The organism is Emticicia fontis, from assembly GCF_054779675.1.
Genome location: NZ_BAAGXU010000021.1, coordinates 14,265 through 38,339 on the forward strand (window position 1 = coordinate 14,265; position 24,075 = coordinate 38,339).

Consider the following 24,075-nt stretch of genomic DNA (forward strand, 5'->3'; position numbering starts at 1 on the left):
TCTACGTTTGCTGGCGTAACTTTTCGTGTAGTTCTAAAACCTGCGGAATCAGCAGGTGTTCATCATCATTTAAGATTGTGTAATTGGCAATAGCAGCAAACTGTTCTTCGGTCTTTTGTCGGGCTATAATCGCCTTTATTTCTTCTTCGGTTCTTTGTGTGTCTCTTTTTTTAATTCGTTCTATTCTTGTTTCTATCGGAGCGCTCACGGCTATCACCGCATCAAAATCATTCTTATCACCTGCCGCATTCATTAAGGCAGCTTCTCTTAAGGTATATGGTGCACCCTGATTTTGAATAAACCATTGGTCAGTATCAGCAAAAACGCGTGGGTGAACAAGCGCATTAAGCATTTTCAATAATTCAGGATTATCAAAAACCTGTGCAGCCACCCATTTACGGTTATATTGCCCATTTTCATCATAGGCGTTTCTTCCCAATAATTCTTTGATTTCCTTGCGGAGTTGCAAATCATGATTGGTAAGCCACTTGGCACGCTCATCGGCATAATATACCGGAACGCCCAGAATTTCAAACATTTGACAAACAATGGTCTTACCAGACCCGATACCACCTGTAATACCTATTTTTTGCAATATTGATTTGGTTTTTTGTTGGGCAAAGATAGGAGAAAAGTTTGAGCCTTATCTTTTAAAATTCCTTTTATAAAGGAAAATGAAGTATCTTATTATTAAAGGGTAATTTTTAGAAAGTAAGACTTTTATACCAAAAGGCCCCGAACCTCTCTTGTCATAATAGTAGTCTGTTTTTTTATCTGAATAGCGTCCAGCACATAGTAATTCAAATGTAGTAAATTTTCTATTGGAGGCTATTACATAAATATCAATCCACACAGGTAATTTATTATCCCGGCATAAAAGATTCATCACTTCTATATCTGTGAGTTTGTAGTGAGTAACATCTTCATCTTCAGGATAAGTCGTCAAATCACTATTACGGTCATATGCAAGACGAACATTATACCTGAAATTAGCTACTAAGTCTTTTCCCTTTTGCTCATTATTAAATCTATAAGCAGCATAACTTGCACCTAATAGTAGATATAAAAAATCTTCTTTTTTCATACTTAACAGTCAAAAAATAAAACCTACATAGTCGTTACAACTCCTCAAACCTCTTCTTCTTGCTTAAAAAATATTCCAACACAATACTCTTAGGATAAATGTCTTTCAATGGTTTGGGAGATTTTCTTTCTAATTTAGGAATCATAGCATAGAAAGCAAAGTGCGCTTTCAGGATAGCCCATATATCTTTAAAAGAACCTGCCAATAGGAATTTGATACTTGAAACACCATCTAATACTAATCTGGCAAAAATAGTGGTGAACAACTGACTAGATGGTAAATTTTTATACATCATCGCCAATCCATTGCGGTAATTCAAAAAAGTTTTCCGTGGATTAGACTTATGGAGAGTACCACCTCCCACATGGTAAACCGTAGAGGCAGGAGAGTAATAAATCTGATAACCGGCGTTTTTCATACGCCAGCACAAATCTATCTCCTCCATATGAGCAAAGAATTGGGTATCAAAGCCACCTAATTGATGAAAAACATCAGCCCTTACAAACATACAGGCACCTGTGGCCCAGAAAATCTCACGAGCATCATCATACTGCCCCGTATCTACTTCGCAAGTATCAAAAATACGGCCTCTGCAAAACGGATAGCCTAACCAGTCTATATATCCACCCGCCGCACCTGCATATTCAAAGTAGGTAGGTTTATAATAATCACGCATTTTGGGTTGACAAGCCGCAATATCAGGATTAGCATCCATCAACTCAATCACTGGGCTCACCCAGTTTGGTGTCACCTCTATATCTGAATTTAATAAAACGTAATAAGCCGCTTGTACTTGTTTAAGTGCTTCGTTATAACCTCCCGTAAAACCTCCATTATGAGGCAATTGAATCAAACGGATCTCCGAATAATTTTGAGTAAGGAACGCAACTGATTGATCAGTAGAAGCATTATCAGCCACAATGATTTCATGGCCTTCGGAATATTGAATAACAGAAGGCAAGAATTTCTCAAGAAACCCTTGCCCATTATAATTGAGAATAACAATAGCGACTTTTGGCATTCGGAATAAATAGTGAATTAGTGAATAGCGAATTAGTGAATATTGTAAAGAGATGGTTTTTAGCTTAAATTTTACTGTAATTTATTAGCTAATTCACCATTCACTAATTACTCATTATTTATTAAACATCTTATCAAAGTCCATACCCGGAATATTGGGCATCATGCCTTCGGTACTTTTCTTTAATTCTTCCTTGGCTTTTTCTTCTACCTTTTCAAGCGCTTTATTGGTGGCAGCAACAATTAAATCCTGAAGAATTTCACGCTGATCTTTGCTAATCAGATCTTCATCTATTTCAACTTTTAGCAATTGTTTTTTACCATTTACTGTCGCACGTACCATACCTGCACCAGCTTCTCCGGTTTCAGTTATTTTGCCTAAATTTTCCTGCGCTTCCTGCATACGGGTTTGCATTTCTTTCATTTTACCTGCCAACCCGAAAATATCTCCCATATTCATATCTATAATTCGATTAAGTGATAAACTTTTTTCAATAGACAAAACTACAAAAAAAGGCAGTCGGTTCAGACTGCCCTTTAAAATATCGTATCAAATTCAAGATTTATTTCAATAATAAGACTGAGCCAACCTTTTTAAACTCTTGTCCGGCATTGTCTAGCCCAAATATTTTATAACTATAATTGCCGGGAGGAGCAGGAGTACCATTATCTTTGCCATCCCATCCGATTTCCATATCCTTTGATTCAAAAATAGGAGCACCCCAGCGATTATAGATAACCAGATTAAATTCTGCGATAAACTTGCCATTTGCCTTAAATACATCATTGACAGTATCGTCATTTGGCGTAAAAGCAGATGGAATATATAAAAGTGCAGGAGTGATAAAGGTATAAGTATTGGAATAACTAAAGAAAGGGAATGGAAGTGGTCCAGTTGGTAGCATTAAATCGGCACCTTGTGTTGCCAGAATACGGAATGTTACCCGTCCATTCATAGTTGGATCATTCAGAAATCTATCAATAGCAGCTTGTACATCAGCCTGTGTAGTTAAAGTATTGCCAGGTGTATGTAGAACTGTTCCGTGTTCGTCAATAATTTGAATGGTATATTCGGTGGCTTGTACATTTTGCAAAACATTGGCTGAACCACTTACCGAAAAAGGAGTCCAGTTAAGCGTATTAGACTCAGCTGACGTAAGAAATATAGTACAAAAAGCATCAGATAATTCTGAAGTATTGCCACATTCATCTTCATACTCTACCTTATAGCAATATTGCTGTTTATTCTGGTCTACCGCTTTATCTACATAGGCATTAGTAGTAACTGTCGTCAGTTTCTGAAAATTAGTCGAATTACCTTCTGCTTTGTATATATTATATTTTGTAATACCAATATTCGAAAACATATTAATACTTACGGCATCATTCCCTACTGAGGCAATTCCGATTAAGGCACTTGGTAACTTGCCTCCGGTAGTGGGGTCTACTACAAATGGAGGAGATTTTATTTCGACTCTGTCAGCACCTACGCCCCAACTTCCTGTAATCCAGAATTCATATTTAACCTGACAATCCATCTGGTCAAAAGTAAATGTTGGATTTGCTGAAGCATTTACAGGAACAGAGTTCTGATTGATATTTGTTGGTGTTTCTCTATAAAATATCTGATAGCGAGAAATGCTTGAATTAGTAGGAGGATTAACGTATGATTCTGATTTCCAATCAATTTTTACGTCTTTAGGAGAAAGTACCTGATAACTGGATTTGATAGTACAAACCGGGTCTGAAGTGCTAGAGGCTCCACACATTCCGTTTCTTTGTAGTCTGAAACAATATTCACCTGAATTATCAGGAACTGTAATCGTTTCAGTAGCTGTAGCACCATTGGTACTGGCTAGTTTAATTGTTTTTCCAGTTGAAGTCCAGGCACCTCCTTTAGGTCTCATTTCGATAGTAAAATCTACGTCAGGTGTGCCTCCTTTCACCGTGATTTTATTTTGCGTGCCACCTGCTAAACCCTCTAATGAAATAATTTTTGGAGTTTCAATAGCTTTAATATCCAAATTAAGCCCATCGCTCGTACAAACCTCTCTTCCACCTCGAACATATAGACCCTGTATTTTAGGTTTTGTATTAGGTACGCTAGTATAGGTGTATTCAATTGTATGTGGGAAAGAAGTAACATCATAAGTTTTTGTATTTCCGTCGCCCCATGCAATCAATATTCGGGGTTGTTCTTTATTGTTGGGTGTATCCTTTATAATAATTTTAAGATGCAATGGATCGCAGAAGTCGTAATCAATATCTAATTGATGGGTATCAATTACTTCAACCGATTTGCAGGTAAGGTAAGATGTTGGAGAATTAGGTAATACACCATTCATTACTATCCAATAAGTCCCAGGGTCTTTATATGTATAAGATGGAACCGACGAATTCTGAGGAAATGTAATTGATCCGGCGGCATCTGTATAGTTAAAATTGAACTTAACAACACCTGACATAAGTGATGCTCCGGTAGGAGTGATGACATTAATTAAAGAAACAACTGCACCTGAAGCTCTATTATTATTTGTGATGCAACCTGCCTGAGGAATGATACTAAAATCGGCTCCGTTTGTATAGCCGGCATCCTGAATTTTTTTTTGATCACATTCAATTGGTCTGTCAACTTGCGTCTGACCGAAAGCAGTAAATGTGGAGCATAAGGTTATGAATCCAAGCAAGTATGATTTAATGCGGGACATAAATTAGATAGTTTCAATTGTATTCACTCAATGTAATGATTCAAAAATCATGCCCGATAAAGAGGGTTCCTGACAATTTATAGGCTTATAGTGCAGTTAGTCTAACAAATAAGGAAAATTTTTAAAGAAAAAGCAAGTTTTTTAACAAAAACATTGTTTCTAGTGTATTGAAAATCAGTTAGTTATCGATTGTTAATCGGGATAGAGATAGCTTTGGCGTGAAATTTGTGGATGATAAAAATGGAATTTTGTAAAGTTTTCAAGCGGTAGCATTGGTGTAATCTAAATTGACTTTTTCAGCCATTTTCCCTTCAATTCTGATGGGGATGAAGCGTGCAAATAATTCTTCTGAATACCATTCAGCCTTTCGCGTCTTCTTAATTACATCTGCATGCTCACGTTGTCGGTAAGCAAATTGTTTGACATCATCAAGGCTTTCCCAGATAGAAAAAGTAGCTTGCCGGATAAAAGGAAGCTCACCAATACCAATCGAAGTAATAAATCCTCTAGCTTGTTTTACATGATTAGATACCGCTGGAACATTGCTCCAGAAATCTTTCAATTTAGATAGGCGAATGCTTGCTCTCGTAAGGACTACAATTTTGCCCTGATAATTATTGTTAATATTTTCAGACTTAAACGGCTCTTTACCATCCCATTTGCCGTGAGATTCGTAGCTCTGGCATAGTATAGTCCACTGCTCTTTCGAAAATAGTTTCCACCATTTTTGCAGAAATGAATTCTGTTGAAAATTTATAAAATCTTCTTCTGTTTCCCAGACTGCTAATAACCCCCATTGTTCTAAATCCGGCTGAATATCAAAGGAACCATTTCTGCCACAACCTAATAATTTCCAAAAAGTGAGCCCATGAGTAAACCACAAAGGCAATCGAAGCATTGCCATCGAAAGTATCGCAAGTGGAATAAAATAAGAAGGGTATCGGACTATTGTAAGTGAGACAAACATAAAAAGCTAATTCTTATTTTTTTACTATAACTAACCACCGGAATGCCCATTTCCATTGAATAGAATAATGACTGATTCTGGCTTGACGCAATAGAAACTCCCAATCTTTTCTGCTAAAACCTCTGAGAACCGAAAGGGGGGCATCATTTTTTACTAAATATGATTTTGAAAATAATCCTGTTAAAAATTTAATGGAATAATAGGCAAAGGAATGCCTATGCAAATCCGCAATAAAGAAACCTTTCTCCGAATTCTGATACATCCATTGTAGCATTTTTACCAATTCTTCTTCTTTAAAATGATGACAAAACAAAGAATTGAAAATATAATGAGGCTTTATACTTTGTGTATCAGCCAATTGATAATCACAAACCTGGTAAGAGACAGGAATATTCTGCTGACGTAGGGCAAATTGCACACAATCCTGTTTTAAATCAACGCCTTGAAGTTGATAATCAATTTTCTTTTTATTTAATAAGGTACCTATTGCTCTCAGATTATCACCACCACCACTGCCAATTTCCATAATAGATAGCTTATTTTTATCCAGATTTTCCCTCATGAATATTCTAAGACCATCTAAAACGACTTTGTGCCCGCCTAACCATCTATTAATGAAATCAAGTTCGCGAAGATTCTGATAGAGATCTTCTTGTGGAATATTATCATTATCCAATAACTCGAGTGTGTAAGAGCGGTTTTTGAAATTCATAGCGTAAGCATAGCAGTTTCAATGGTTAAACCCGGACCAAATGCTACTGTAAATATATTGCCCTTGGTATCAGGATTCTGCATCATCTGTTTAAGTACAAACAAGATTGTAGCTGACGACATATTGCCATAATTACGCAATATCTCGTATGAGGTAGCTAAGTCGGCACTGCTCAGTGACAATGAGTTTTCAACGGCTTCCAGTATGTTTTTACCGCCGGGATGTATTGCCCAGTTATTAATATCTTGAATTGATAAATTGAGTTGTGTCAAAGCTGCTTGAAGCAAGCCTCCAATTTCTTCTTTAATCAATTTAGGCACATGGTTGGTGAGTGTCATCAGAAATCCATTGCTGGATAATTTCCAGGCCATATCAGGCTGACCAGCCAGCGCAATTTTGGAGAAAAACTGCTGGATACCCAAACCTTTGGCTTTTTCATCACCTACTACCAGACAAGCCGCTGAACCATCAGCAAAGAGAGTAGAGGATAGGATAGAATCAGTATCACCCGATTTCTGAAAATGCAAAGTACATAACTCTGTACACACGATCAAGACCTTGGCAGATTCTTCTGCTTTGCAGAAAGCATTGGCAATTTTGAGCGCATGTAAAGCAGCATAACAACCCATGAAGTTAACAGATGTACGAATAATATGTGGAGGAAGATTTAATTTTTCAGCTAATAAAATATCTAAGCCGGGCGCAGAAAGCCCCGTGCAGGTAACCGTAATCAGATGAGTAATTTCTTGTATGTTTGTATCTTGTATGCAATCACGTATAGATTTTTCAGATAGTGCTACTACTTCCTCATTGAAAAGCTTCATCCTTTGCTCTAATGATGGAGCGGTGCAATTATTGCCAAAAAAATGCCAGTTTCCACGTGACAATGAGAAATCATCAAAAACCGAATATCGGGTGTCTATACCACTACGCTTATATAGAACGGGCAACAATTTCCTGTTTTTTTCATCAGGATTAGTGGCATCAAGCATAAAACGCATGATGTCTTCTTGTTTATGCGCATAACGGGGTACGGCAGTTCCGATAGAAACAATTTTTGGCATTTGAGTCTGGGGCTTTGTTTATAGGTTGGCATGGATTCTTTAAACATATCACAAATCTTTAATAGATACGGTGGTAAAAGCATTTGGGTTGCTTTAAAAACGGTACTCTATTGATTAATCCATTTTAGTGCCTCCTATTACAACTTCATAAGTGAGGTTTTTGTTTTACATCTTGTATACAGCATTCCTCGTTCTCTTAATAAAAAATGTTAACTCTATTAAATCCAGATGACTGCTTAAATGTAATTTAGCCACACAAAAAGTGTCTAAACAATGGGTAGAGAAATAATAACTGAAAATATTCATTAGCTATTTATGGCTCTGAAGTAAAGCCTTAAAATAAGATTGCATTGTAAATCGAATGACAATTTTTAATTATACTCTAAAATGTGAGAATTAATTAAAGTTAAACGATAAAGGAATAAAGCAATGAATATCTACGTGTATGAACCAAATGATACGGTTTTTGCAGATATTGAATTTGACTGACTATCAGTAGTTCTAAGTGCCAGACTTGAGGAAAAGAAAGTAAATCTGGATAAATAAATATCTATTTTGGCATTAATCATCAATTTAAGAATCCAGGACAGAAAACAATAAAGAAATAATCAGAATAGAATTAGAGACTCAACTGCCATACATTGACATATAAGGTTATTAGACAAGTAATGAATTAAGCTGGAAATTGGATTATTAGTGAGTTTGAATAAATAGGCACTATCTTGTCATTTTATCTATTTAGGTAAGCTTTCCACAAAAACATTTCAAATCCATCCATTTCCCCCTTAACTTTGCAAGAAAAAAAGAGTTATATGCGAAAACTACAAATGGAAGAACTGAATCGTCTGTCGGTGGAGGAGTTTCAGGATGTTGAGAAAAAGAATTTTTGCCTGATTCTGGACGATGTCAGAAGTATGAATAATGTAGGGTCAACTTTCCGTACAGGAGATGCTTTTCTGGTAGAAAAAATCTATTTATGTGGAATAACAGGTACACCTCCACATCGTGAGATTGAGAAAACAGCACTAGGCTCAACTGACTCGGTGGCTTGGGAGCATAGAGCAGATGTAGTAGAATTAATTCATGAATTAAAGGATAAAGATTACACAGTTATAGCAGTTGAGCAAGTAGAAAATAGTATGAGTTTAACCAGTTTTCAGCCAGAGCCATCAAAGAAATACGCCTTTGTGTTTGGAAATGAGGTATTTGGTGTGAATGATGGAGCCATTGCTGCGGCTGACCATTGTCTGGAGATTCCACAATTTGGAACGAAACATTCCCTGAATATCTCTGTAACGGTAGGGATTATCTGCTGGGATTATGTTTCAAAAGCAAATGCTTGATAATTGCTTTTTTCTTCATGCAATTTTTTTGCATCTTTTATCGTCTTAGATATAAAGAATTTAGTGATTGAGCGATTTAGTGAACGATTGATTAATTGAATTTTGATACGTCTGCCAGACCAGAGAAGTTATTAAAAATAATCACACATTCACTCAATCACTAAATAAATATCAAACCTAAACATTCACTAATGCGTCTGATAGGGAAAATCTTATTTTTATTATTGGCTTATCACTCATTATTGGCACAGACAGAGTCGATGCCTGCTGAGCCTGTGATCTGTTATTATACAGAGGAAGATAGTTTTACCGAGATTCTGCCAGATAAAAATTATGAGTCAAATGCCCGTGTTTTAGCTACTTCAACTATTCAGGTAACTTATGTTGACTTTCCTGAGGCAGCAAAGGCAGCTTACGAAAAGGCAATGAACCTCTGGGCTAAATACCTCAATTCATCTCAACCCATCCGTATCAAAGCCACCTGGACATCTCTATCTACAGGAGTATTGGCAGTTACAGGTGCTACCCGGATTTACAAAAACTTTCAGAATGCACCGTTTCAGAATGTCTGGTACCCGGTGTCTCTTGCAGAAGCTATTTCAGGAAAAGAATTGAATGATAATGATTTTGATATTGAGATGAAAATCAACAGTGGTATGGGTTGGTATTATGGAGTAGATGGCAAGTCACAAGCAGGTAAATATGATTTGATTACCGTTGTAATGCACGAAATAGCGCATGGTTTAGGTTTTTCGTCGTCTATGAAGCTAATAAATAGCAATACGCAGGGGCAATACGGGCAGTCTGGAAGCAATTACATTTACGATATGTTTTTGCAGAATACAGGTAAGATAAAACTAACAAATAGTGGTGTTTTCGGAAATCCTTCTACCGATTTAAAATCAGCTCTAACTGGCAATGCTATCTATTTCGGGTTAAGAAATAGTAAATATGCCAACGTTTTACCCAAACTTTATGCACCAAGTTCATTTAATGAGGGCTCAAGTATATCTCATTTTGATGAAACAACCTACCCACAAGGAAACCCCAATTCACTAATGTCACCGAATGTCCGTTCGGCAGAGGTTAATCAAAATCCCGGTGATTTATTGCTACGTTGTTTACAGGACATGGGCTGGCAGATAGTGGGATTGGAGGGTAATCTGATTACTTCAAATGAATATACAGTTGAGCCGATTCTGAGCCCAATTGTATTTCCAAATCCAGTAGCTGATATAGTAAAAGTGGCTTTTCCGCTACGAAATCAAGGACGGGATATAAGCATAGATTTATATGATACCAAAGGCCGGACACTCCAACATTTAGATGGCCAAAACATTACCTCTGAAACCATAACGGTTGATTTAACACACCTCCTTGATGGTATCTATCTTTTGAAAGTGATAGACGGGAATCAGGTAATGACCAAAAAACTGGTAAAATCTTCCAATTAATAACCAAACTTTTCTTTCCACTGATTAATTGGCTTTTCAATCAAAAACCAAGAGATTGTAGCAACACCTATCGTTACGGCATACAGGAAAATAAATTTCAGTGGCAAATGATTGGCAATGAAAGGGAGTTTATTCAATACCTTGATAGTAGGATGATTGGGTGAAGAATGATAGAAATTATAGATGAAATTATGGTAGATATATACACCATAACTGATACGTCCGATATAAATGGCTACTTTGTTTTCTAATACATACTTCATCATTCCATCGAAATTATAAGCCGCATTACCTACCAGAAAGAGCGAAAGCAATGATTCAAACACACGTAAGAATACAATTGTTACGATGCTTTGTCCATCCGAAATCCATTTGCTAAGCGCAATGACTCCGGCATAAAGCACCAGACTCAATATAAGCCATACTTTATTGGTAATAAATGCCTTTACTTTCTCATTTTTATGATAAAAGAAGTAAGCCAATAATCCTCCCATACCAAAAGCATCAAGACAAGTAGGCATTAATACGTAAGAAGCCATCCAAGCTACTCCATTCAGATAAAGTACGAGTCGAAGCAATATAGAAAGACCAATGAAACCAAACAATACTTTTACTAAATAGCGGGAAGGAATAAAGAAAATTACAAATGGGAAAAATAAATAAAATTGTTCTTCTACGGCCAGCGACCACAAATGATCTATCACACCCAACCACGACTCATGTATAGCAATATAAATATTGGTAGAGTAGGTAAGACACCAGACAATTTTATCACGAACGGGTGGAACATTAAAGATATAGAGAACAAAAATAGTCAGGTAATAAACAGGGAAAATACGGATAGTACGGCGGATATAGAATTGCTTTAAAGAGAATCCATGGGAGCGGTTAAGCGTCTCATCTTTATCTTTGGCATTCAGCAAAATGCGAGTAATCAAGAAGCCACTTAGCACAAAAAACAGACAAACACCTAAAAAACCTAAAGGAATTTTTAGCTTTTCGTCAGACCAATGGTCAATTAATACCATTGATACTGCCAGGAATCGTATGCCATCTAATTGTTTTAAGTAGGAGGTGTTTTGTGCCGACATCAGGATTATAATTCTAACAGAAATCTACCAGTTTTGCTTGGTTTTTTCTTTCTGTACTGCTTGAATATTGATTGATTGATTGGTCCAGGTAATCACAGGTTTCTCATTTTCTACCCGAATAGTACCTATCTGATAATTACCCGATTTGACATAAAATTTAGTAAAATCGCACGCAAAGCTACCGAGCTTTAATTGATTTCTGAAAAGAAAACCAATATTAATATAATCTTTTAACTGAATGGCACTGGTCGTAATCGTGTGGCAGGGGAATAGATAAACATTCTGCGAAGAACGCAAAGCTATGTATTGCCCGGCATCAGCATCACCTATATCAAGCATAGTTACCTGTTTATCTGTTAATATAAAACCAGTCTCATTTTCTATTATATCAATCTCTGTCTTTACTGAATCTTTTGCAGATAAGAGCACTGGCATGAGTGCATCATAAAAAGTAGGTGCAGGTTGTTGCAATTGTGCATAAAGGCCTTTGGTAGGCATTTCTTTATCGCTATGCTGTATCTTAAACTGGTCGGTAATACGCTCGTGTCTTAAATAACTGATATGCTGAAACTCTGCGAAGTAAGTATAGAAATTGAAGCAAACGCTTAATATAATAGCAACTAAAATAAACGTTGGCTGTCTTTGCTTAGCAATCGAATTAAGGATAATCAGATAGCAAATGCAGAATATCAATACTGAGTTGATTTTGTATTTGCTGGTAAGTAATACCTCTATACCGTAAGAAATTCGACCTACTGCGATACCCGCGCAGGTAATCCCTAAAAACACCAGACAATTCAGCAGAAATAAATCATTATTCCGCTGATTAATTTCGTACTTTCTGAATAATACCTGAAAACTGAATAGGGCAATGATAATCAATACGATTACTCCCGTTGCCATAGATAAATCCAGATGTTTGTTAGGTGTGATAAAAGAAACATCAATGGCATTGGCTATAACGGCTAATACTCCTTTCAATAGTAGGGTAGGAGAAGAAAAATCTACTTTGGCAGCCTTATCAGGTGATGATTGGTATTGAAAAAAGTATAAAAATAAAAGCAAAACTGAGACCCCTGCCCAGATTACCAATTCACGATGGCGTTTCTGAAATAGTAATACCGCAACTCCAATAATAGGAATCAGGATACCGTTACTGCTCGTAAAAACGCCTAAAAAACTACTGACAATGGCTAAGTAGAAGTAGGTCTTTGAGACTTTGCCATAAGAAAATACAAGGAGGTAAAAGGAAAGAAAGGCTAAAAATAACACCCAGAAGTTCTGCACAGAAGCCATGCCCCAGAATACATTCTCATATAAAGCAGAACTAAAAAGCAGGAATGAAATGGGGACTAAAGCCAATAACTCCAGTTTATTCCGATGATTCAACCGATAAAAAATAAACAGAATGCCAATCAGGCTTAGATTGCCCAATAGCATGAGGATTTTTAAATCCAGTGTTCCTTTTATTGTAAATACGAGTAATGCAAATACGCGGGTAAGAAAAATGCGATGCTCATTATGCTGAGCAAAGAGTATTTTGATTTTTTGAAAGAAAGAGCCTGTTGTCAGAAAGTCAGCTAAAGAGTTTCTGACAGCTAAATCATCCCAATGCGGAATATTAATCGCATATTTCTGAAAGGTATATCCAAAAAGTGCAAGCGGAAACAGTATCAGGCAGAACGCAAGCACTCTCCTTACCATTGAATTTTTTAGTAGCATTGATTACAATTTCAAAATCGAAAATTCGACTCTACGATTTTTCTTTCTCGTTTCTTCTGTGGCGTTACTGGCAATAGGTCTTGATGGCCCCCATCCCTTAGTCTGTATATTATTGGCTTTAATACCTCCTTTTTCAACCAGATACTTCTTTACCTCATTGGCTCTTTCCTGCGAGAGTTTTACATTCAGCATTAGGTTATCATCTGCACCGTCCGTATGTCCTTCAATCATTACCTCCATGGTAGGGTATTCTTTCATCAACTCAATAATCCGATTCAATTCAGGATAAGAGGGAGGTAGAATATCATATTTACTCTGGTTAAAAAATAGGTTATTCAGAATAATTGTCTGTCCTTCTCTTACAGGAATCAGGTTAATATTCCGCCTGATTTCTCTGAAACGACTATCTTTAGATAAGTCAATATTGTCACTTACAGCAATAAACCCTTTTTTTGAGGCGCTCAGACTGTAATTTTTCTTCAAAGGTACAACAAATTTATATTCTCCAGTCTCAGGGTCAAACTCTGATACGATTTTATCTTTCTTATCTTTATTAGTTGTATCATTCAATGCCTCCAGAAACACATCGGCAGCAATAGGTTTTTTGTCGATGGCATTAATAACCGTTCCTGAAATAATAGCTACAGGGTCAGGTTTGATAGAAGGGAAAAGCTTGATTCTAAAAATATCTTCATCACCAATCGACCGTTCTTTAGAGCTCAGATAGGCATAATCTCCAGATGCCGGAATCGTAAAATAACCATCCCATTTAGCTGTATTAATTAATGGACCTAAGTTTTCAGGTTCACTCCATTTGGTCCAGGTACTATCTAAACGTCGGCTCAGGAAAATATCATTATCGCCATAACCTGGAAACCCTGAGGTTGAAAAATAAATTGTTTTAGAATCTGGAGCTATAAATGAACCTACTTCATCCTCAACTGTATTAATATCATTACCCATGTTTAAGGGCTTTGACCAGTTGCCATTTTCATTCAGAAAAGAGACGTATAAGTCTTTACCACCATGGGTATCATTGCGCTTGCAGGTAATAACCATTACCTTATTATTAGGCGCTAAAGAAAATTCAAAAGAGGGAGCATTGTTATAGAAGTCAGTGACCTTTACGTCCTTCGGGAATTCCCAACCTGTACGCGTTTTTCTGGATTTAGAAAACCCAGCACGATTTGAGCCATCAGGTAAATAGGTATTCAATAAAAATACAGTTTTGCCATCGGCCGAAATAGTGCTTACAGCATTGTGTTCTTCGGTATTGATGGGTGCCTGCAAATTTTCTGCTTCACCCCAGGTCCCATCTGACTGCAGTTTTGAAATCCAGACGTCCTGTCTTTTTTGTTTGCCAATATTAGCCTCATGGCCTTGTCTGGTAATAAACAAAGTTTTACCATCAGGCGAGATGATTGGGGCTACTTCAGGCCATTTAGTATTAACCCCTTTACCTAAATTCTCTTTGATGATTTCTTTAGGCATATTTCTAGCGAGATTGATTTTAGACTCATAAGGAGTAGCCAACTCTGAAATACCAATTGCATCTATCTGATTATAACCCGGAACTCTTGAAGGAGACATGACTATTTTAATAGCATAGACCGAATAACTGGTTTGCGGAATCACAATATTCCACATACGTCCGGGAGTTTTAGGCACATCATTTACATTTTCATGAATCAGGTGTTCGGTGTCAGTAGAATCATAAGCAAACACCCGGATAATGGCTCCCGGATTATGGTTTTCGCCGATGGATACCTGTTTTATTTTTATCGGTTTCTCGAAGCCTACCTTTATCCATTCATCGCCATTAGTATCAGCTCCTGCCGGAGACCAGGCTGCCTTTGTATCGCCAGTTTGGGGAAGTTTACTTGGGCTACCTAAAATCTGTGAAGCTCTATATTCTGGCCCTTGAGTGGCCGGGTCGGTGCGCTCAGAAGAAAAACCAATTACTTTATTAGCCCATTGTATTAGTTGAGCATCAGCAGTGAATGTAATAGAAAACAGCAGAAAAATAACCCCAAAACAGGTCAGATTTTTTTGAAGAAACAGCGATGTTTTTTCAGTTTTTGGGGTGGTTAATACGTTCATACAATTTAAATACTTTTGAAATAGCGGTTATTCGCTTGTAATTAAACGAAAGTAAATGAAAATTATTAAACTTTCAAGTAAACAAACAATAGCAATTTCAGAAAATACTTTCAGGTAGGTGCAAATCTCGTTTAACTTTTTATTAACAAAATATTCTATTAAAAATTTAACAAATATTTTCATTCTAACGTTTTGTTTACGTATTTAGCGGAATAATTTCCTGCTCGACTTAAGTATTATTTTTTAATCTTTATAAGTAAACAATGAAAAAAACATTCTTGACCGTTGCCGTTGTACTTGGTATAGCTTCGGTATCGAAGGCCCAAACCAAAATCCCCCCTGACGTAGAAAAACTATTACAAAAAAATACTTGTTTGGCTTGTCATAAAGTAGATACTCGTTTAGTAGGACCTGCTTACAAAGACGTCATGAAGAAGAAAAAATATAAACCAGAGCAAATAGTGGAGTTGATTTACAAACCAAATCCGGCTAACTGGGAAGGGTATCCACCAATGGCTCCAATGACTCAGGTTCCAAAAGAAGAAGCACAAAAAATTGCTAAATGGATTTCTTCTTTGAAGTAAGAGGGATTTGATAGACTGACAGATATAAAACGAAACTCCTTCCCTGCTTTTGGCTGGTGAAGGAGTTTCGTTTTATTCATGGGTTACTCTAAAACTCTAACTTTCAAATAACTGGCATTTTTCTTTTCATGATAAATGGTATGTGTGGCTGTCTGAAAATCAGAAAAATCTGCATAATGAATATTTGGCAAGAATTTCTGCGGATTACGGTCGATAATCGGGAAGAAAGTGCTTTGAACCTGAACCATAATCCGATGCCCTTTCTGGAAAGTATGTAATAAGTCTTGCAACTCAAACGATACATCATCTACTTTATTTGGTTTAAATGGCACTGGCGTCTCAAAACTCTTGCGGAATTTGCCACGCATAGCCTCACTTCTTACCATTTGCTGATAGCCAGACATTTTCATCTTTTTATCTGTGTTCGGGTTGTCTTTGGCATCATCAGGGTATACATCAATTATTTTTACAATAAAATCGGCATCAGTACCCGTAATAGCTACTTTCAGATTTGCCCAGATATTTCCTGCTAAAGTAACATCTTTATCTAATACATCTGTCTGGAACGTCAATACATCCGGACGACGGCTGGCATGACGCTGGTCATCAACCATGTATTCGCGAGGCATCCCAGAGGTAATGTAGTCTGATGATGGGACTGGCTTACCAGGGTCAGATACATAGGATGTAGCGCTTTTTTTATTTTCTGGCTCGCTGAACGAAAGTTTACCATTTGCGCCAAAATAAAGATTCTTTTCTTTGGCTGCTTTAGGTGGCCATTCAGTAAAGTTACGCCATTTGTTCGTACCAGTTTCATACATCAAAGCTTCTGCAAAAACATTATCACCTTGGCCTTTTAGATAATAATTGAAAAATTTACGCTCAATATTTTCACGATAATATATGCTGGTCTTTTGTCCGAAATTCACATTGCCCAATACATCACCATCGCCTCTTGCCCAACCTCCATGTACCCACGGACCTACTACAAAAATATTGTTAATACCCGGGTTCTTGGTTTCAATTGATTGATAGGTTTTGAAAGTACCATATAAATCTTCGGCATCATACCAGCCACCAACAACCATTACGGCATGCTTAATCCCATTGTGATGATTCAGAATATTACGAGCCTTCCAGAACTCATCATAATTAGGATGATCAAGATTTGCTCGCCAGTAAGGGTCTTTGCCCAGGCTCTCTGTATAGTTTAATGAGTTTTTTATTGGGCCTAAATTCAGATAAAATTTATAGCCATCTGGGGTGCCAAAATCAAAACGTTTGCCGGGAGATTGGGTTGGTTTATCATTAGTCCGATTCGTGAAGCTTGGATAAAAGCCTAAGTTGTGGGGCAACATAAAAGCGCCATTATGGTAGCTATCATCACGCCATAAATCAGCCATTGGAGCTTGTGGCGAGGATGCCACCAAAGCCGGGTGAGTAGACATTAACCCTGCCGAAGCATAAAAGCCTGGGTAACTGATACCCCACATCCCAACTTTGCCTGTATTGTAAGTGATATTTTTGGTAAGCCACTCAATCGTATCATAAGTGTCTGTCGATTCATCAATAGCAGTTTTGCTACTTTTATTATCAATATGTGGGCGCATTTCAACAAATTCTCCTTCCGACATCCAACGGCCACGTACATCCTGATATACAAATATGAAACCATCGTGCATCAATTCAGCACTTGGCCCTACCAGTGTTTTTAGCTTGCCATCGCCATATGGTGCAACCGAGTAAGGTGTACGTTGCAACATGATCGGATAACTTTTAGTTGAATCTTTTGGCAAATAGATAGAAGTAAATAAGCGCACACCATCGCGCATGGTAATGTATATTTCTCGTTTTTTATAATGATCACGAACATAATCGGCATCTGTATTCTGGGCAAAAACTGCACCTGTGCATAAGAGCAAACAAATAAAAATAAAGCTTCGCATAGTTTGTTGATTGATTGGAGAAAATGGGTTTATTAAACGAATAGTTTAGTATTATTCAGAATCGTAAAGATAGTAAAGAATGCTAAAAAAAGAAGAGGAATGTTTTATTGTGGATTGTCTATATCACTTGTAGAAAGAGTCTTCAAATCGTTTCCCCCCAAATAGGCTGATACAATTAGAATCTTGAAGCCAATACCATAATTTGGCTAAACGGTTTAAAATTGCTCCATAATGGAATTGATGCATAATTATTTGAACTTTTTTAATATTTTTTTACTTTTGTATATAGAAAAATCTCTGGGATAGAATCCTATATCTGGCTTGTATATGGAAAATTTAATAGAAAGAGTAGAAACCGCTTTAAACAGTGTAAGACCTTATCTGCAAACCGATGGCGGTAATGTAAAAGTAATTGAAATTACAGACGATTATACGGTGAAACTGGAATTGGTGGGTGCTTGTGGTTCATGCCCTATGTCTTCCATGACTTTTAAAGCAGGTCTTGAAGAAGCCATTTTGAAAGCTGTACCAGAAATTCGTAAAGTAGAAGCTTTGAACCTGACACCTGCTTTTTGATTAACAAGTTTAACAGACCGATAGCTAAAAATATAGTGCCACTTGTAGATACAAGTGGCTTTTTTATTATCTTGCACGCAAATTAGTTGTCGCATACTTCGCACAATAAACTATCAGCTATCGCTTACATAATGGCAAACAAAATCAGAGTCGGGATTTTCTTTGGCGGACAGGCCAGAGAAAGAGAAATATCATACTTAGGGGGGAAAACAGCCTTTGAACATATCGATAAGGCTTTATTTGAACCTGTTCCGATATTTGTAGATAGCCTTGGGCATTTTATACAAATCAATCCCGAATTGCTCTACGAAGAATCTATACGTGACTTTTTTCCTTCAAAAAACCTCAATCGCGGGTTTCGGGTGTACATTGAATCTTTAGGAGACCTCAATGAAACTCAGCTTTATAAACTCATCTATAAAGTAGGAAAGCAAGTGCAACCACCTGATTTCCCACAGATTATGGACTTTGCCTTTACTATCATGCACGGCCCACAAGCCGAAGATGGTAGTGTACAAGGTTTGCTGGAATGGTATGGGATTCCTTATATGGGTCCGGGATTGATGGGTTCAGCAGTAGGAATTAATAAGCCAATGCAAAACAAACTGATTTCGTTAGTAACAGGACAAAAGAAAAAATCAGTGACTTTTACCCGCGAAGAATGGGCTGTAGCCGATCGCTCAAAATTGTTTACTGATTTAATTAATAATATAGGGTTCCCTTTTGTAGTAAAGGCCCCTCACCAAGGTTCATCAATCGGGGTAGCGATTGTAAGAAAAAGAAGTCTAGAGGAGTTTACGCGCGCAGTAAATCAATGTTTCTTTGAAGTAACCTTTAAGAAAAGTGAGTGGGAAAAAATGACTGAACGCCAGAAGCGCCACATGATGGAAAAAACCTCTAATCTGGATGAGGGTATAGGTTTCCCTGTAATGGTAAATGGCAAAATACTGGCTCATCCAGCCGACCTGATGGAAGAGTTAGACGCTGTTTTATTTACTTCTGAAAACGTGACAGTCGTATCTGCTCATGCAGAAGACTATGTAATGATTGAAGAGTTTGTAGTAGGTCAGGAATTTTCATGTGGAGTGATTCAGCAAGACGATGGTAAAGCAATCGCCTTACCACCTACCGAGATTTATGGCGAGATTCAGACTTTTGACTTTAAGTCAAAATATAAATCAAATGTGACCAAGAAAAGGATTCCGGTTGATACAAGTCTCGAAAATCTTCATAAAATCCATGAAAGCCTTTTGAAGACTTTCAGTACTTTGGGCTTTTGTGTAGTTACTCGTATAGATGGTTTCTTAACACCTGATAGCCGAGTATTATTACACGACCCGAATACTATTCCTGGTATGTCTCCCTCTTCGTTGATATTCAAACAAATGGCTGAAATTGGGTTAACTGTTACGCAGTCAATCACCTACTTTATCCGCCAGTCTATCCGTGAGCGTATCAGAAGCGGTAAAAATACTGTTCAATTTCGTCAGCTTTTAGAAAGACTTGATGGGATGATTCTGGAGCGAGTGAACACTACACGTAAGAAAGTAGCAGTAGTGTTTGGCGAATCAGATGAACAATATAAAATTGCGCAAAAGAAAATAGGAGAGTACTCCTCATCACCGATATACGAACCCGTACCAATTTGTGCTGCACGTAACGGACAAATGTACAGGATACCGATTAACCTGATGTTTAAAGCTGATATTCAGGATTTTGGTCAATCAATTGGCAAACCAAAGCATCCTTTCATTCTTGAAGTAATAGAAAAGGCCAAAAGCATAACCAAGAAATATGCCGGAAATTTTGATATGCAAATGAAAAAACTGTCAGAATCTGAACTGGCTGAAAATGTTCAGTTTATATTCCAATGTGATTCAGAGACTTTGATTGAGTTATAAGACAATAGAAGATATTTAAAAGGCTACCAGTATAGTTTTAGCTGGTAGCCTTTTTATTAATAATTTAGGTTACGCTGCTATCAGCCTCTCCTTCAATTCATTCCGTTTTCTGCGGGAAATCTTAATAATAAGGTTTTTCTTGAATAAAAGTTTGTTATTTTCCAGAATGGAACTGTCGATATAATTAATATTCATCAGAAAACTCTTATGAATCCTTATAAACCCATGATCTTTTAATGCAAACTCGGCTTTCTTCAAGGTAATGGCAATTAATAAAGGTTTTTCTTTTTTGAAGTGAACGATTGTGTAGTTGATATTACCTTCCAGAAGCAGAATTTCGTCGATATTTAGTTTTGTCTTTTTATTGAGAAAAACAAAGTTATTAGTACAGATTTTAGTCATAGCGTTAATTTTTAATCACAGAGATTCGTAAAATTATCAACTATTCAGGATAAAAACAAGTCATTTGCTTAAACAATGATCTTGCTTTATGGGGTGAGTAATAGTTCTAAGTATGATTTACAGGCTGGTATTTTAAGATAAATATCAGTCTGTAAATCATAAATTTTTCAACTTTCATTTTTTCTTTTTGAGATTCTTTCGTAGAGTACTTCTCTTTCTTCTTGAAACTTTTATTGAAATATTACCGGGTAGAGTAATGAGTTCATTTTTTAAAAGTTCGGCGTTAGCATAATTAAGATTAATAATGAATTTTTTGTGAATGCGCAGAAATCCATGCTCTTCAAATAAAGGTTGAATTTTTTTCAGCGTTACTGCGACAATTAAAGGAGCCTTTTCTTCAAAGTAAACTTTGGTATAGTTAATGTCCGCTTCCAGCATGGTTATTTCGCTGGCATAAACCATCGTTCGTTTGTTAAGATAAACGGCAGAGTTAGGTGAGTGAGTAGTCATAGTAAAAGTTATTTTAGGTAAAAAACTAAGCGTATAAGGTTTTAACTATTCTCTGGAAAAGGGAAGAGATTAGCTTTAAAGTCTACAAGAAGTGGGAGATGACTAAGCAACCAAGCTATCTAATTTTGAGAGCATCAACCAGGTTTTGCTATCGAAGGAACAACAGTTTTAAGGAGGTGTTTAGTCAAAGAAAAGTTTATATACAACAATACTACTAAAATAAAATGAAATTATCAAGCGGTATCATTGGGATGATTAATAAAAGAGGATTTTTACTTTTTGAAACGGGTAGATTGGTTGACGAAATAATAAGAACGCCTCTTCTGATAGAATATTAATCCTATTATTAAGAAGATTATAGTAAAAAAACTCAATAGAAACAGAAGGCTAATATACCTGTATGTAATAGAAACTTGAAGCTATTTTATTACATACAGGTATCCTGAAATATTAATCAAGTTTGATAATCTTCTTCGTACTTGATTGATTATTGAAATCGATCTTCAGAAGATACTCTCCGGCAGATAAGTCTGATATATTCAGAAGATTATCCTGTTGCATAGTTTCCCATTGTTTCATAACCGTTCCGCGCATATTCAACAGCTTGATCTGCGCAGCTTTTCTTAAATGCTCTGTAATATTCAGTTTTATCAGGTTATCAGTCGGATTCGGAAATACTTCCACTCGTACAGTCTCTGGAATTAATTCATTGGCTAACACCAAATTAACTATCACTATTTCTGAGCTGGCACTACAACCATTCGCGTTAACAGCTACTGAAAACTTTCCAACTTCTTTAACTGTATAAGTATTGCTCGTAGCACCCGTAATACTAGTGCCATCTTTAAACCATTGGTAAGTTTGATTGACAGAGGCAGGGACTGATAAAGTAGTTGAACCACCTGAAACTATATCTGAACCACTGCTTTTAGTAATGTGTACATCTGGTAATGCCTGTTGTTTGACTGCAAACGCTGGTGCAATTCCTTGACAACCTTTGCTGTCTTTTACTATTACACTGTAGTTGCCCTCTGTATTAGCATTAAAAGTACTGGTATTTGTTCCGATAATATTCGTGCCGTTTTTCCATTGATAAGTATAAGGAGCTATTCCATCTTTAAGGGTAGCAATAAGAGTAGTACTTTGACCCGGACAAAAAGAATTATTACCTGCAATACTTATACTTAAGCTATCAGATTTTGTAATATTTACCTCCGCAGAAACCATACAACCAGAGGCATTACTTAGGTAAACTGTATAATTACCTGCTTCATGAGCTACACTTATATCTTCAATCAAAGTGCCTTTTTCATTTAACCATTTAGCTTTATAAAAGGTCAGTGGCTTATCAGACTCCATGACCGAAAGGTTTATTCTTACAGAATTTTCTTTACATATATTTGTACCATCCGGCGTATTTATTTTTACTTCGAAATTACAAGCTCCTTGCACATACAAATCAAAATCATAGGAATTCTGTGTTTTGCTGAAGAAAATCGTATTCCCACTTTTAAACCAACTTGTTTGAGATGCAGTTAAGATACGAGTCAGTGTAACCAAAGAGTCTGTGGTAGCATTAAATCCTTTAATATTCATATAATCATTAAAAAAACTACCTTCGGGTGTGGCATACAGGTATTCCTGACTATTATTCACTTTAGGGGTAAAAGGAAACATGCTTCCCGCAAACCCTGCCATGTTTTTCAGAAATTTGGCACTTGCCGTATTATTATTGAAAACAAACAGGTAATGATTGTCTACATCTCTGACGTTTGATAGATAGAAATAAATTTTTTCATCAAATTTTGTCGGTAATACTGAATAACCAGTAGTATCTGTCGATACAATCTGCCCTTTATTATCCTTCATCGGAGACGTAGTGAACCCATCTGAAAACCAAAGGCAAGTATTGCTTTTGTTCGCATCAGTATACGAATGAAAAATAGTATATTTCTTGTTAGATATCAGATTATTCGATCTTAAGTCTGCCCCCTCAGTTATATGTATAACTGCTGATGTACCTTCAGGAGTGCCGTTTGTTTTCCAGAGGTCACCATCTTTTCCGACAAAGAAAATAAAATCTTTTGTTGACGTGGATGCATTCTTTTTCTCAGAAAGAAGTACAAGATTTTTCGTCTGGTCGTTGTAAGCATAAAGACTGGATGCGGTCTCGATAATCAGGCGGTCATTCAGCGTAAATAAACTGCTGATGTTGGAAATTTGAGGTATAGTTACTTTAACAGTTCCTGCTTTGGTTCCATCGCTGGTCAGTAATTCTGCACCATTACCGATATAAAGTTTTGAATGATAAACTGCATAAATAGATTTGGCTACTTTGGCTTCAAGGAGTTTGAATGTTCCATTATCCGTACCATCAGACACATATAGATAATTGATTGATTCATCCAGATCATGGCCGATATTCATGAAAACCTTATTATTGAAATTAAAGAAACGAGAGGGTATTAAATAATTAGTGAAAAAAGTCTCTTCAGTTTCTTTGTCGAAATTTTTCACCATAGTAGTTCCGGCTTCCGTGCCATCACTTAGCCATAAACCAGATATTGAATTACGACTTATCTCATTATTGATTGCAGGAAAAATAGTTTTTCCATTTGCAAAGACAGCGGTTACATTAGCCTCTTTAATATCATTTAATGAAAACCCTTTTTTTATTAATTGTTCTTTTTGTGCAAAAATCGTAGAGGTATTTATGCTTAGCAAAAATAACAAGGTTATAAAGCGCCATAAATAAGAAGAAGTGTATAACTGCGCAGCAGGAGTAAGTAAATTTTTAGTCATCAAGAGTAGCTTATTGGTTAATAATTAATTATTAGTTGGATTCATAGAATACTTTTCTTGTAAAAGAATTCACAAAAGCTTTTACAATT

General features: G+C 36.6%; 20 protein-coding genes. 5 read left to right on the top strand and 15 right to left on the bottom strand.

The features are described 5' to 3' along the window. Window position 1 precedes the first annotated feature (1 nt). The 8 genes from coaE to ACYVFA_RS12235 all read right to left on the bottom strand — a co-directional run bounded on the left by coaE (window position 2) and on the right by ACYVFA_RS12235 (window position 7,555). A complete protein-coding gene (gene coaE, locus ACYVFA_RS12200; protein WP_460472103.1) occupies window positions 2–595 on the bottom strand; it encodes a dephospho-CoA kinase in 594 nt (197 codons plus the stop codon). 48 nt (window positions 596–643) lie between these two features. Further along, on the bottom strand, window positions 644–1,084 hold the full coding sequence (locus ACYVFA_RS12205) for a hypothetical protein (RefSeq protein WP_460472104.1): 441 nt from the start codon (window positions 1,082–1,084) through the stop codon (window positions 644–646). 34 nt (window positions 1,085–1,118) lie between these two features. Then, window positions 1,119–2,105: a glycosyltransferase family 2 protein gene (locus ACYVFA_RS12210; RefSeq protein ID WP_460472105.1), complete on the bottom strand. Its 987-nt coding sequence runs from the start codon at window positions 2,103–2,105 to the stop codon at window positions 1,119–1,121. A gap of 114 nt (window positions 2,106–2,219) precedes the next feature. Next, a complete protein-coding gene (locus tag ACYVFA_RS12215; RefSeq protein ID WP_460472106.1) occupies window positions 2,220–2,564 on the bottom strand; it encodes a YbaB/EbfC family nucleoid-associated protein in 345 nt (114 codons plus the stop codon). Between the two features lie 103 nt (window positions 2,565–2,667). Further along, window positions 2,668–4,812, bottom strand: a complete 2,145-nt coding sequence (locus ACYVFA_RS12220) for a T9SS type B sorting domain-containing protein (RefSeq protein WP_460472107.1) — start codon at window positions 4,810–4,812, stop codon at window positions 2,668–2,670. A gap of 259 nt (window positions 4,813–5,071) precedes the next feature. Further along, complete coding sequence (locus ACYVFA_RS12225) at window positions 5,072–5,779, bottom strand: DUF3291 domain-containing protein (protein ID WP_460472108.1); 708 nt, start codon at window positions 5,777–5,779, stop codon at window positions 5,072–5,074. 13 nt (window positions 5,780–5,792) lie between these two features. After that, window positions 5,793–6,491, bottom strand: a complete 699-nt coding sequence (locus tag ACYVFA_RS12230; protein ID WP_460472109.1) for a class I SAM-dependent methyltransferase — start codon at window positions 6,489–6,491, stop codon at window positions 5,793–5,795. Beyond that, the gene (locus ACYVFA_RS12235; RefSeq protein WP_460472110.1) at window positions 6,488–7,555 is read right to left on the bottom strand and encodes a type III polyketide synthase; all 1,068 of its coding nucleotides are present in this window, start codon (window positions 7,553–7,555) and stop codon (window positions 6,488–6,490) included. Before ACYVFA_RS12235 ends, ACYVFA_RS12230 begins: the two co-directional genes overlap by 4 nt. Window positions 7,556–8,367: 812 nt before the next feature. On the opposite strand from ACYVFA_RS12235, the gene ACYVFA_RS12240 reads away from it, so the two are divergent. After that, window positions 8,368–8,898, top strand: coding sequence for an RNA methyltransferase (locus tag ACYVFA_RS12240; RefSeq protein WP_460472111.1), 531 nt, complete (start codon window positions 8,368–8,370; stop codon window positions 8,896–8,898). A gap of 191 nt (window positions 8,899–9,089) precedes the next feature. Next, on the top strand, window positions 9,090–10,352 hold the full coding sequence (locus tag ACYVFA_RS12245; protein WP_460472112.1) for a T9SS type A sorting domain-containing protein: 1,263 nt from the start codon (window positions 9,090–9,092) through the stop codon (window positions 10,350–10,352). On the opposite strand, the gene ACYVFA_RS12250 is transcribed toward ACYVFA_RS12245, so the two are convergent. The 3 genes from ACYVFA_RS12250 to ACYVFA_RS12260 are packed head-to-tail and all read right to left on the bottom strand — an operon-like array spanning window position 10,349 to window position 15,265. Then, window positions 10,349–11,443: an acyltransferase family protein gene (locus ACYVFA_RS12250; RefSeq protein WP_460472113.1), complete on the bottom strand. Its 1,095-nt coding sequence runs from the start codon at window positions 11,441–11,443 to the stop codon at window positions 10,349–10,351. The two genes, ACYVFA_RS12245 and ACYVFA_RS12250, sit on opposite strands and share 4 nt — an antisense overlap. A 24-nt stretch (window positions 11,444–11,467) precedes the next feature. Continuing rightward, the gene (locus ACYVFA_RS12255) at window positions 11,468–13,165 is read right to left on the bottom strand and encodes a hypothetical protein (RefSeq protein ID WP_460472114.1); all 1,698 of its coding nucleotides are present in this window, start codon (window positions 13,163–13,165) and stop codon (window positions 11,468–11,470) included. Between the two features lie 3 nt (window positions 13,166–13,168). After that, the gene (locus tag ACYVFA_RS12260) at window positions 13,169–15,265 is read right to left on the bottom strand and encodes an OmpA family protein (protein WP_460472115.1); all 2,097 of its coding nucleotides are present in this window, start codon (window positions 15,263–15,265) and stop codon (window positions 13,169–13,171) included. 263 nt (window positions 15,266–15,528) lie between these two features. Here ACYVFA_RS12260 and ACYVFA_RS12265 point away from each other — a divergent pair, with 263 nt between their 5' ends. Beyond that, window positions 15,529–15,849, top strand: a complete 321-nt coding sequence (locus ACYVFA_RS12265; protein WP_460472116.1) for a c-type cytochrome — start codon at window positions 15,529–15,531, stop codon at window positions 15,847–15,849. A gap of 83 nt (window positions 15,850–15,932) precedes the next feature. On the opposite strand, the gene ACYVFA_RS12270 is transcribed toward ACYVFA_RS12265, so the two are convergent. Then, complete coding sequence (locus ACYVFA_RS12270) at window positions 15,933–17,795, bottom strand: CocE/NonD family hydrolase (protein ID WP_460472117.1); 1,863 nt, start codon at window positions 17,793–17,795, stop codon at window positions 15,933–15,935. 327 nt (window positions 17,796–18,122) lie between these two features. Here ACYVFA_RS12270 and ACYVFA_RS12275 point away from each other — a divergent pair, with 327 nt between their 5' ends. Both ACYVFA_RS12275 and ACYVFA_RS12280 read left to right on the top strand, forming a co-directional pair. Further along, the gene (locus tag ACYVFA_RS12275) at window positions 18,123–18,371 is read left to right on the top strand and encodes a NifU family protein (RefSeq protein ID WP_460472118.1); all 249 of its coding nucleotides are present in this window, start codon (window positions 18,123–18,125) and stop codon (window positions 18,369–18,371) included. A 131-nt stretch (window positions 18,372–18,502) separates the two neighbouring features. Continuing rightward, the gene (locus ACYVFA_RS12280; RefSeq protein WP_460472119.1) at window positions 18,503–20,272 is read left to right on the top strand and encodes a D-alanine--D-alanine ligase family protein; all 1,770 of its coding nucleotides are present in this window, start codon (window positions 18,503–18,505) and stop codon (window positions 20,270–20,272) included. A gap of 69 nt (window positions 20,273–20,341) precedes the next feature. On the opposite strand, the gene ACYVFA_RS12285 is transcribed toward ACYVFA_RS12280, so the two are convergent. The 3 genes from ACYVFA_RS12285 to ACYVFA_RS12295 all read right to left on the bottom strand — a co-directional run bounded on the left by ACYVFA_RS12285 (window position 20,342) and on the right by ACYVFA_RS12295 (window position 23,986). Next, complete coding sequence (locus ACYVFA_RS12285) at window positions 20,342–20,674, bottom strand: LytR/AlgR family response regulator transcription factor (protein WP_460472120.1); 333 nt, start codon at window positions 20,672–20,674, stop codon at window positions 20,342–20,344. A gap of 174 nt (window positions 20,675–20,848) precedes the next feature. Then, a complete protein-coding gene (locus ACYVFA_RS12290) occupies window positions 20,849–21,184 on the bottom strand; it encodes a LytR/AlgR family response regulator transcription factor (protein WP_460472121.1) in 336 nt (111 codons plus the stop codon). 450 nt (window positions 21,185–21,634) lie between these two features. Continuing rightward, a complete protein-coding gene (locus ACYVFA_RS12295; protein WP_460472122.1) occupies window positions 21,635–23,986 on the bottom strand; it encodes a T9SS type A sorting domain-containing protein in 2,352 nt (783 codons plus the stop codon). Between the last annotated feature and the right edge of the window lie 89 nt (window positions 23,987–24,075).

Excerpts from the sequence above, each read along its gene's own strand:
- ACYVFA_RS12240 (WP_460472111.1), top strand. The coding sequence starts at position 8,368 with ATGCGAAAACTACAAATGGAAGAACTGAATCGTCTGTCGGTGGAGGAG.
- ACYVFA_RS12255 (WP_460472114.1), bottom strand. The coding sequence starts at position 13,165 with ATGCTACTAAAAAATTCAATGGTAAGGAGAGTGCTTGCGTTCTGCCTG.
- ACYVFA_RS12215 (WP_460472106.1), bottom strand. The coding sequence starts at position 2,564 with ATGAATATGGGAGATATTTTCGGGTTGGCAGGTAAAATGAAAGAAATG.
- ACYVFA_RS12295 (WP_460472122.1), bottom strand. The coding sequence starts at position 23,986 with ATGACTAAAAATTTACTTACTCCTGCTGCGCAGTTATACACTTCTTCT.
- ACYVFA_RS12230 (WP_460472109.1), bottom strand. The coding sequence starts at position 6,491 with ATGAATTTCAAAAACCGCTCTTACACACTCGAGTTATTGGATAATGAT.
- ACYVFA_RS12270 (WP_460472117.1), bottom strand. The coding sequence starts at position 17,795 with ATGCGAAGCTTTATTTTTATTTGTTTGCTCTTATGCACAGGTGCAGTT.
- ACYVFA_RS12280 (WP_460472119.1), top strand. The coding sequence starts at position 18,503 with ATGGCAAACAAAATCAGAGTCGGGATTTTCTTTGGCGGACAGGCCAGA.
- ACYVFA_RS12275 (WP_460472118.1), top strand. The coding sequence starts at position 18,123 with ATGGAAAATTTAATAGAAAGAGTAGAAACCGCTTTAAACAGTGTAAGA.
- ACYVFA_RS12265 (WP_460472116.1), top strand. The coding sequence starts at position 15,529 with ATGAAAAAAACATTCTTGACCGTTGCCGTTGTACTTGGTATAGCTTCG.
- ACYVFA_RS12235 (WP_460472110.1), bottom strand. The coding sequence starts at position 7,555 with ATGCCAAAAATTGTTTCTATCGGAACTGCCGTACCCCGTTATGCGCAT.
- ACYVFA_RS12290 (WP_460472121.1), bottom strand. The coding sequence starts at position 21,184 with ATGACTACTCACTCACCTAACTCTGCCGTTTATCTTAACAAACGAACG.
- ACYVFA_RS12260 (WP_460472115.1), bottom strand. The coding sequence starts at position 15,265 with ATGAACGTATTAACCACCCCAAAAACTGAAAAAACATCGCTGTTTCTT.
- ACYVFA_RS12220 (WP_460472107.1), bottom strand. The coding sequence starts at position 4,812 with ATGTCCCGCATTAAATCATACTTGCTTGGATTCATAACCTTATGCTCC.
- ACYVFA_RS12205 (WP_460472104.1), bottom strand. The coding sequence starts at position 1,084 with ATGAAAAAAGAAGATTTTTTATATCTACTATTAGGTGCAAGTTATGCT.
- ACYVFA_RS12285 (WP_460472120.1), bottom strand. The coding sequence starts at position 20,674 with ATGACTAAAATCTGTACTAATAACTTTGTTTTTCTCAATAAAAAGACA.
- ACYVFA_RS12225 (WP_460472108.1), bottom strand. The coding sequence starts at position 5,779 with ATGTTTGTCTCACTTACAATAGTCCGATACCCTTCTTATTTTATTCCA.
- ACYVFA_RS12250 (WP_460472113.1), bottom strand. The coding sequence starts at position 11,443 with ATGTCGGCACAAAACACCTCCTACTTAAAACAATTAGATGGCATACGA.
- ACYVFA_RS12245 (WP_460472112.1), top strand. The coding sequence starts at position 9,090 with ATGCGTCTGATAGGGAAAATCTTATTTTTATTATTGGCTTATCACTCA.
- ACYVFA_RS12210 (WP_460472105.1), bottom strand. The coding sequence starts at position 2,105 with ATGCCAAAAGTCGCTATTGTTATTCTCAATTATAATGGGCAAGGGTTT.